General features: G+C 48.8%; 9 protein-coding genes. All 9 read left to right on the forward strand.

Annotated features, from left to right (window positions below):
• The first annotated feature begins 1 nt into the window (after nt 1).
• Nucleotides 2-454: a phage tail assembly chaperone gene (locus QZF50_RS02235; protein ID WP_000393948.1), complete on the forward strand. Its 453-nt coding sequence runs from the start codon at nt 2-4 to the stop codon at nt 452-454.
• Between the two features lie 11 nt (nt 455-465).
• Nucleotides 466-642, forward strand: a complete 177-nt coding sequence (locus tag QZF50_RS02240) for an NTP pyrophosphohydrolase (protein WP_073972153.1) — start codon at nt 466-468, stop codon at nt 640-642.
• Entirely contained in the window at nt 632-2,638 is a 2,007-nt protein-coding gene (locus QZF50_RS02245) for a hypothetical protein (protein ID WP_061892293.1), read from the forward strand. The genes QZF50_RS02240 and QZF50_RS02245 overlap by 11 nt, the downstream gene beginning before the upstream one ends.
• Nucleotides 2,638-3,288, forward strand: coding sequence for a phage baseplate protein (locus tag QZF50_RS02250; RefSeq protein ID WP_061892294.1), 651 nt, complete (start codon nt 2,638-2,640; stop codon nt 3,286-3,288). The genes QZF50_RS02245 and QZF50_RS02250 overlap by 1 nt, the downstream gene beginning before the upstream one ends.
• A gap of 3 nt (nt 3,289-3,291) precedes the next feature.
• A complete protein-coding gene (locus QZF50_RS02255; protein ID WP_061892295.1) occupies nt 3,292-3,594 on the forward strand; it encodes a hypothetical protein in 303 nt (100 codons plus the stop codon).
• A 2-nt stretch (nt 3,595-3,596) separates the two neighbouring features.
• On the forward strand, nt 3,597-4,628 hold the full coding sequence (locus tag QZF50_RS02260; RefSeq protein WP_290378068.1) for a hypothetical protein: 1,032 nt from the start codon (nt 3,597-3,599) through the stop codon (nt 4,626-4,628).
• Nucleotides 4,625-4,960 (forward strand): hypothetical protein, encoded by a 336-nt coding sequence (locus tag QZF50_RS02265; protein WP_053901684.1) that lies wholly within the window; start codon nt 4,625-4,627, stop codon nt 4,958-4,960. Before QZF50_RS02260 ends, QZF50_RS02265 begins: the two co-directional genes overlap by 4 nt.
• Nucleotides 4,961-5,099: 139 nt before the next feature.
• Entirely contained in the window at nt 5,100-5,339 is a 240-nt protein-coding gene (locus QZF50_RS02270) for a DUF4282 domain-containing protein (RefSeq protein WP_000466689.1), read from the forward strand.
• Nucleotides 5,340-5,398: 59 nt separating this feature from the next.
• Nucleotides 5,399-6,007: Gp138 family membrane-puncturing spike protein (locus QZF50_RS02275; protein WP_290388814.1), on the forward strand; the 609-nt coding region annotated here is incomplete at its 3' end.

Consider the following 6,007-nt stretch of genomic DNA (forward strand, 5'->3'; position numbering starts at 1 on the left):
CATGGAATTCGAAATTAAAGGCGTGAAATATCGCGCGGCAAAACTCAGCGTTTTTGACCAGCTGAAAGTGACCCGCAAACTTCTGCCAGTACTGGCGGGAATGATGTCAGATTTCGGGAGCATTCGCTCCCGTTTGCCTGCTGATGGCAAAATCGACACCGTGAAATTAGAGCAGTTAAAACCGGTGTTTGAAACCATGCTCCCGCGTATCGCTGAGGAACTGTCTTCCCTGACCGAAGATGACACCGATGCGATTATTCATCCCTGTCTTGCGGTGGTATCGCGGCGTCATATGGACGGATGGGTTCCGGTATTTACCCAGGGTGAACTGATGTTTGATGATATTGACCTGCTGGTCATGCTGCAGCTGGTGGCGCGGGTGGTCGCCGATTCGCTGGGAAATTTTTTGCCTACACCCCTTACCAGCACGACGCAGAGCCTGCAACAGGGCTGACGTTTAACAGCCTGCCGGACGGGCTGTCCTACCTTCTCAATCCGGTTGACGCCGGGTTAATTCCCTATACAGCACTTAAAGATGGCTCTGTCGATTTGTACGACATTGCTCTCTTGAATGACCATCTGGCGGTAAAAGCGGATAACCAGCGGCGCATTGAGAAATGGAGAGATGATAATGAACGCTGAAACTATTAAAGATTTCCTCGTCTCGCTTGGCTTCAGTGTGGATGATGCAGGAGCGAAAAAGTTCGGTTCTGTCCTCGCCGGTACAACTGCAAATGTCATCAAAATGGGACTGGCCGTTGAAGGAGCTGCGCTGTCCGTGGTGGCCTTCACGGCTAAGATCGCCTCCGGCCTGGATAATCTTTACTGGGCGTCACAGCGCACCGGCGCGACAGTCCAGGGAATTCAGTCTATTGGCTATGCGGTTTCGCAGGTTGGCGGCAGTGTGGACGCTGCGCGATCTTCTCTGGAAAGCCTCTCCCGGTTTATTCGTAACAATCCCGGAGCAGAAGGCTTTCTGAATCGCCTGGGCGTACAGACCCGTGATGCCAGCGGCAACATGCGTGACATGGCCGCTATTTTTACAGGTGTAGGCCAGAAGCTCAGCGGTATGCCGTATTACCGGGCTAACCAGTATGCGCAGATGCTGGGCATTGACGAAAATACCCTGATGGCCATGCGTCGTGGTGTGGGGCAGTTCAGCGCTCAGTATTCAGAAATGGTGAAAGCGATCGGATTTAATGCCGATCAGGCTGCCTTATCGTCAAACCGGTTTATGACCTCGCTGAAATCGCTCGGTGAAATGGCCGGGATGGCGCGGGACAAAATCGGATCGAATCTTGCGGACGGACTGGCGGGGCAGATTGATAACCTGCGCAAAAAGATAATTGAAAATTTTCCCAAAATTGAAGTCACCATCACAAAGGTCATAAAGGGGATCCTCTGGCTGGGTGAGATAGTCGGGCGGGTAGCATTTCGGATAGTCGATGGTGTCGGCGATATCATCGAGTGGTGGGGGAAACTGGATGCCGAAACGAAAACCCTGATAGAGGTTATCGGCGGTCTGGTTGTCGCCATGCGGATACTTAACTCTACTTTCTGGATGTCACCTATAGGGCTGATTACCGGTCTGATCGTGGCTCTCGGTCTCTTGTGGGAAGACTACAAAACATGGAAAGAAGGCGGTAACAGTCTTATCGACTGGGAAAAATGGCAACCGGCAATAGATAAAGCGAAGGATGCGATCACCTGGCTTCGTGATCACCTTCTGGAACTAAAAGATGGTGTTGGCGGCTGGCAAAATGCACTGGAAATCCTCGGTACATTCATCGCGGGTGTCTGGGTATCCAGGGTTCTGGGGGCTTTCGGAAAAATATCAGGTTTACCGGTCCCACCCTGGCTTAAATTGTGGGCGCTTTACGCGGGCTATATTGTTAGTGACAGAGAAAATATTGCCGATAGCGCAAAATCTTCACTGAGGTATACGAAGCGAATTATCGGCGACACGCTGGCTGCTATTGGTATAAAAACAGATATCGGACGCAGGGATGTCAGTGAGGTCCGTGAATGGCCTGCGTGGATGGACTGGTTGCACGGGGGACCCGGTAAAGTTATCCGGCAGGGACAGAGTAACGGTGTAGTGCATGGCTCCAACGTCCAGCCCGACATCCCCGGCGGCGGTACTCTTGCTGATCGCAACAATAACCCCGGGAACATTCGCCCGGTGAGCGGTAAAGGGTTCCGGTTTTTCGAATCAGCTCTTGAGGGCTGGGAGGCGATGAAAAATCAGCTCATGCGTTACTTTACCGGGAAAACAACCGGACGAGCATTACAGACTATTCAGGATATTGTCAGTACCTGGGCCCCGGCAGGTGATAACAACGATCCGAAAAAGTATGCACAGGATGTTGCGAAATGGATGGGAGTATCACCGAATGCAATATTGAATCTTACAGATCCCCAGACTATGGGAGCATTGATGCAGTCGATGGCGCGCAAAGAAGGTTATTCAAACTGGAACAGCCCGCTGGCGTATCAGGCCGCCGCTGGCAGCCTTAACCAGCAGACTGTTATAAATGTTCATGGAGTTAACAACCCTCAGGAGGCGGCTAATCTGATCGCTGACAAGCAGGGGGCTGTAAATGCCAGGGCGGTACAGCAATTGAAAGGACCTGCGTAATGGACTTTTTATCTGTTTTACTGCAGCAGCGAACCCGCTCAATAGGAATCATTATTCCTGATGTGGTTATTACCGAAAAGCACACTGACGCCCTGGAAATTACGGAACATCCGGTTGAACAGCCCACGAATGCTGGTGCCAGTGGTGAGGGCGCTGGTTATATATCAGAACACGCATTCAGGCGCCCTTCTGAGGTTGTGATGGAAACCGGTTTTTCCGGAGGCGGATCGCTGCTTGATTTTGCCAGTAACCTGACGGCTACCAGTTTACTGGGGCTGAGCCCGAAAGAACTGTATCAGGAACTGCTTAACCTGCAGCGGAATCGTATTCCTTTCGATGTGACAACCGGCAAGCGTATTTACAACAATATGTTGATAAAAACGCTGGAGGTTACGACCGATAAGAGTAGTGAAAATGTGCTTCTGGCGACACTTACCCTCAGGGAAGTAATTATTACCTCCACGCAGTCAGTCAGGGTTGCCCCGAAAAACAATATGACCGAGGGAGTCGGAACGTCTGCTATGCAGAATACAGGCACCAAAACAACGGTGCTGCCGAATAATTCCATTCTGAAATCGCTGCCACAGATGGCGCAAGAAGGTATCTCCACTGTTGATGGGTATTTGAGCAATTTATTTCTGGGAAGGTGATTCATGCAAGCCGTAGAAATCCCACTGGTTGCTGACAATCAGACTTTTGCCACCACAATTAACGGTTCGGTTTATCACCTGTCTGTCATCTGGCGAGGCGAGTACTGGGTTCTGGATCTTGCTGGCAGCAATGGCTCCGCCATTATATCAGGTATACCGATGATTACTGGGGCTGACCTGCTGGCACAGTATCGATATATGGATCTGGGTTTTTCTCTGGTGGTGCTCTGCGACGTGGCAGGGCAGGAGAATCCGACGCAATTCGATCTTGGAACGCTCTCACACCTCTATGTTTTCACGGAGTAACAATGTCGAAAAACTGGATGCGTCACTTTGAATTATTGCTTGTTGATGATAAGGGCGACGGGATAAAAATTTCTGAGCTTAAAGTCACTTTCAATATTCAGAAAATGCCTGCGACCATATTTAATGGATTCGTTGGAAATTTTAAGGTTTATAACCTGTCTCCTACCACTCAGAACCGGATTATGCAGAAGGAGTTTTCGCGTATACAGGTTATTGCCGGATACAAGGGGCAACCGGATGCAGCAGGTAATTATCCTGATGAAAACGTTGGTATGATATTCAATGGAGATATCCGTTTTACTGTCACTGGTAAAGATAATGCCACAGACAGTTGGATCATGTTGCAGTGTATTGACAGCTGGGAAGGCCACCTGAACGCAAGTGTGAAAACCACAGTGGCATCTGGCTGGAAGTACAGAGATCTTTTCAGTCTGGGTATGAAATCATTCGAACCATATGGCATCGAATCCGGCGCAGTTCCTGACATGCCTGAAACGGTATTTCCCCGGGGTCGCGTTGTTTATCAAAACACATCAAGGTTGATGAATCATATCGCAGGGCAGTGTAAGGCTAACTGGTGGTATGAAAATAATCTGGTAAATATTGTTCCTGAAGATAAATATATTGGTGTTGCTACGGTGTTGAATGCTAACACCGGGCTTATCGGTATGCCACAGCAGACGATGGGAGCTGGCGTAAATGTCAGATGCCTGATTAATCCAAATATTAAGCTCGGTGGGCTTATTCGTCTGGATCAGGCATCTGTATACCGTGCCTCTTTGAGTAATGACCAGGTAGCGAAATCGCCAGCACGACTGGATGAGTCTGAAAGCGACGGTAATCTCTACGTTAACGGTCTGCCAGGCATGTCACAGCCTGCCAGCATTAATACTGACGGTGATTACATTGTGGGCAGCATTGATTATACTGGCGACACCCGAGGGCAGGCGTGGTATATGGACCTGCTTTGCCTGGCTAAAGGTGGCAAAGAATTGCTTAACTCGAAAGGGATTGATGCGGCGAAACACACATGAAAAGACCATTGTTGACAGTTTTACTTGTCTGTATCTCCTTCATTTCCTTTGCTGATACCGGTTGCGGACCATTTACGATCAACTGGAAAGCGCAAGACGGACTTGCAAGGATTAATGGACAGAAACCGGAGACACAGAAAATCATCTTTCTCAAACAGGAAGGTGATTATGACAATGTGAACATCCAATGGATGATTCCGGGTAATGGGCGTTGGTTAGGGATGGATTTTGTGGCCAGAAATGGCAAGCCGATCCTCAACGTTGAAGTTATCCGCAAAAATATGGACGAGCCTCGGGAGTTCTGGACGTATGATTGCCGGAAGGTGAAGTGAATTACATTGGCGTCCAGCTTCTGCAGAACAGCATGGATGCGCCGAAAATCATCGGTTCCTTTCCATGCAAAAAGATTGTTGATTAATCACTCGTAATTATAATGTGATACTTCTACTTTCACGATAAGGAATTTGTCACATGTTCGGATTTGATAAATTAATAACTCCAAAAATCATCAACGTTCTGTATGGCATCACAATGTTACTTCTGGTTGTTGCCGCCATTATAACGTTTGTTAATGGGAAGGCTGCTGGCGCTTTAGTGCTTTTGTTATGTGCTGTATTTTGCCGAATATTCTTTGAGTGCATCATGGTTTCATTTAAAAACAATGAGTATCTTCGCCGAATAGCTGAAGCGTTAGAAGCAAACAAGCAGTAATGAAACTTCAATAATGAACCCGCCACCCGGCGGGTTTTTTACTTTCTGGAGACATATGAATGCCCGTTTCTTTAAGCGCTCAACTTGGTAGCAAAGAACAGGCCGATGTAAGACTTGCTGGCTCTGTCATGTCGGCGCTGCGTGTTTCTATGCCCGGCATCGTCCAGTCATTTGATCCGGACACGGTAACAGTGGTTGTTCAACCTGCGATTAAAGGCTATGAGCCGGACTCAAATGGAATCAACCAGTCGACGACATTACCCCTGCTGGTGGATGTACCAGTGGTATTCCCGCGCGGCGGAGGCTGTACGTTGACTTTTCCGGTAAAAGCCGGGGATGAGTGTCTTGTCGTTTTTGCCGATCGTTGTATTGATTTCTGGTGGCAGAGTGGCGGGATACAGGAGCCGGTCGATGACAGAATGCATGATTTATCGGATGCGTTTTGTATTGTCGGTCCCCAATCGCAGGCAAGGAAGATTAGCGGTATTAATACCAGTGCCACACAGTTGCGTAGTGACGACGGCAGCACCTATTTTGAGCTTAATCCTGATACCAGGAAAATTAAAATTGTCGCTCCGGGGGGCCTTGATGTGGTTGCCCCTCTGGCTGATTTTTCTGAGAAAGTAACCATTCATGGCCTGTTAACCTGGATGGGGGGCATGGTGGGG

The sequence above is a fragment of the uncultured Escherichia sp. genome (genome assembly GCF_948475835.1).
In the GTDB taxonomy this organism is placed as follows: Bacteria; Pseudomonadota; Gammaproteobacteria; order Enterobacterales; family Enterobacteriaceae; genus ECMA0423.

Excerpts from the sequence above, each read along its gene's own strand:
- QZF50_RS02235 (WP_000393948.1), top strand. The coding sequence starts at position 2 with ATGGAATTCGAAATTAAAGGCGTGAAATATCGCGCGGCAAAACTCAGC.
- QZF50_RS02245 (WP_061892293.1), top strand. The coding sequence starts at position 632 with ATGAACGCTGAAACTATTAAAGATTTCCTCGTCTCGCTTGGCTTCAGT.
- QZF50_RS02250 (WP_061892294.1), top strand. The coding sequence starts at position 2,638 with ATGGACTTTTTATCTGTTTTACTGCAGCAGCGAACCCGCTCAATAGGA.
- QZF50_RS02255 (WP_061892295.1), top strand. The coding sequence starts at position 3,292 with ATGCAAGCCGTAGAAATCCCACTGGTTGCTGACAATCAGACTTTTGCC.
- QZF50_RS02260 (WP_290378068.1), top strand. The coding sequence starts at position 3,597 with ATGTCGAAAAACTGGATGCGTCACTTTGAATTATTGCTTGTTGATGAT.
- QZF50_RS02265 (WP_053901684.1), top strand. The coding sequence starts at position 4,625 with ATGAAAAGACCATTGTTGACAGTTTTACTTGTCTGTATCTCCTTCATT.
- QZF50_RS02270 (WP_000466689.1), top strand. The coding sequence starts at position 5,100 with ATGTTCGGATTTGATAAATTAATAACTCCAAAAATCATCAACGTTCTG.